This window comes from Psychrilyobacter sp. (assembly GCF_049671765.1).
Lineage (GTDB): Bacteria > Fusobacteriota > Fusobacteriia > Fusobacteriales > Fusobacteriaceae > Psychrilyobacter.
Window position 1 is genome coordinate 1 of record NZ_JBATVM010000104.1, and the last position, 2,654, is coordinate 2,654.

The window sequence follows — 2,654 nt, forward strand, 5'->3', positions numbered from 1 at the left end:
AGTATAGTAGCAATGTTTGGAGTAGCCATAGGAATTATAGTATTGGTAGTTTCAATTGGTATATCTAACGGGCTAGACAAAAATATGATGGAGAGTATATTTTCAATGACTTCCCATATAATAATCAATAAAAATGGTGAATCGATAGAAAATTATAGGGAGTTACAGTCAAAGGTTGGAAATATAAAAGGAGTAAAAGGAGTCGTTCCTCAAAGTACAGAACAGGGGATATTAAAATATAATCAAGTTCATGGGTCATATGTAACGGGAGTACAGATAAATGGTTTAGATTTTAATGATGCAAAAAAAACTATGGGTTTGGACAAAAAAATAGTTTATGGAACTATGGATGCAAAGAAATCTACCGAATTTATAATAGGTAAGAAACTCTTTGATGACTTAGGGGCAAAATTAGGAGATAAGGTAACAATAGTTACTCCTAATAATATTAAAATAGCACTGACTATAATAGGTGTATACCAGTCAGGTTATGAAGAGTATGATAAAACTATAATAATAGTTCCACTAAAGGCAGTTCAAATTTTAACCTATGGAGGAGATTCTGTAACTAATTTAGAAGTATTTTTAGATGATATATACAGTGTAGATAAAATAGCACTAGAAATCAAAAAAAATACAGATCTTTCTATCAGAACGTGGAAAGATTTAAATAAAAACTTATTAGCATCCCTATCACTACAAAAAAGTGGAATGATCTTGATATTTTTTTTAATAGTTATAATAGCAGGATTTTTAATTTGGGTAATACTCAGTATGTCTGTCAAAAATAAAATAAAAGATATAGGAATAATGAGATCAATAGGATTCACCAGTAAAAATATTATGAAAATATTTATTATAGAGGGATTATTTTTAGGAGTAATAGGAATAGTTATTGGATTAATTATTTCAGGTATAGCATTATGGACTATACAAAATTATAGTATAAATGAAATAAATAGTATTTATAATTTAAATAAAATTCCTGTGGAGATAAAATTTAAAGAAATACTCCTAATAGTAGGAGCTAATATTATAATTATATTTTTATCTAGTATATTTCCTGCATATAGAGGGTCAAAATTAAAAATAGTAGAAGCTTTGAAACATGATTAAAAAATATTTGTATAAAAAAATAAGGGTCTGTTTCATATTTTGTGTAAACCTCCAAATTGGTGTAGAATAAAATCACACTAAAACGGAGGTTTTTTTCATGAGAAAAAGAGACAAAGGTTTATCGCCTGATGAACTTGCGCGAAAAGAATTAATTAAAGATTATCTAAAAAAATTACCAAGTTATGATAGTTTAGATCTTGGCGCATTAGCTAGAGAAATGATGGGACAAATGCTAGAAAATGCTCTAGAAGGCGAATTAGAAGAGCAACTCGGCTATAGTAAATATGACTATAGAAATAAGCTAACAGATAACTCTAGAAATGGTTATTCTAAAAAATCTTTAAAGGGCAGTTCTGGAATAATTGACATCTCTGTTCCCAGGGATAGAGATAATGAATTTGAGCCACAAATCATTAAAAAAAATCAAAATTCAATAACTCAAGAGTTTGAGCGAAAAGTTACATCTTTATTCGCCAAGGGTATGACTCTTAGTGATATCAAGTACCATGTTGCCGATATGTATGATTTTGATGTCTCTGAGAGCTCTATCAGTAGAATTACTGATAAGATTCTCCCAGTTGCCAAAGAATGGCAAGATAGACCTCTAGAAGAAACATATGCTGTAGTTTTTATGGACGCTATCCATTACAACGTTCGTAGCGAAGGGCGTATAGTTAAAAAGGCGGTCTACATAGCCATTGGAATTAATATGGACGGTATGAAAGAAGTGTTAGGGATGTGGGTTGGTGAAAATGAGAGTGCTAAGTTCTGGCTGCTAAAAATGAATGAATTAAAAAATAGAGGTTTAAACGACATTCTTATCATATGTGTTGATGGGCTCACGGGCTTTTCTAATGCTATCTCAGCGGTTTACCCTGATACAGAGATACAACAATGTATTATCCATCAAATAAGAAACACTACTAGATATGTATCATACAAAGATATTAAAGAGCTCATGATAGATCTAAAAAAAGTTTATAAGGCTAATACTGAAGATATTGCTCTTTTCGAATTAGATAATTTTGAAGAGAAATGGAAGAAAAAATATCCACAAATAGCTATTTCCTGGAAATCTAACTGGGTAAATTTATCTACATATTTTAAGTACCCACAGGAAATTAGGACTCTGATTTATACAACTAACACAATAGAGGGATTTAATAGGCAGCTAAGAAAAACAAGCAAAAGTAGAACTATTTTTCCTACAGATGATAGCCTATTCAAACTTCTCTATCTTACTACGATGGATATCACACAGAAATGGACCGGGCGCCGAAGAGATTGGGGTATAATTTACTCTCAATTGCAAATATTTTTTGAAGAACGATTAAAGTAAATACAATCTAAAATATCTCTTTTGAAAGAGGCTATTTTTAGGCTCTGCCCTTGACATACAAAAAAGAAAGTTCTAATATATTAAAAAGGAGAAGCGATAATTAAAACAATTATACCTCTCCATTTTATAGAAATTTTACATTGATTTTTAGAGTTTACACAAAACTTGCAACACTCCCAAAAATAAGGGAGATATCTCC

The 2,654-nt window shown here is 30.4% G+C and carries 2 protein-coding genes; both read left to right on the top strand.

The genetic code is table 11. From position 1 onward, the window contains the following. Nucleotides 1–1,116: ABC transporter permease (locus WBG30_RS05125; RefSeq protein ID WP_424503570.1), on the top strand; the 1,116-nt coding region annotated here is incomplete at its 5' end. Nucleotides 1,117–1,213: 97 nt separating this feature from the next. Further along, nucleotides 1,214–2,455, top strand: a complete 1,242-nt coding sequence (locus WBG30_RS05130; RefSeq protein ID WP_424503571.1) for an IS256 family transposase — start codon at nucleotides 1,214–1,216, stop codon at nucleotides 2,453–2,455. The last annotated feature ends 199 nt before the right edge of the window (nucleotides 2,456–2,654 follow it).

Coding starts and splice junctions, on each gene's coding strand:
- WBG30_RS05130 (WP_424503571.1), top strand. CDS start 1,214: ATGAGAAAAAGAGACAAAGGTTTATCGCCTGATGAACTTGCGCGAAAA.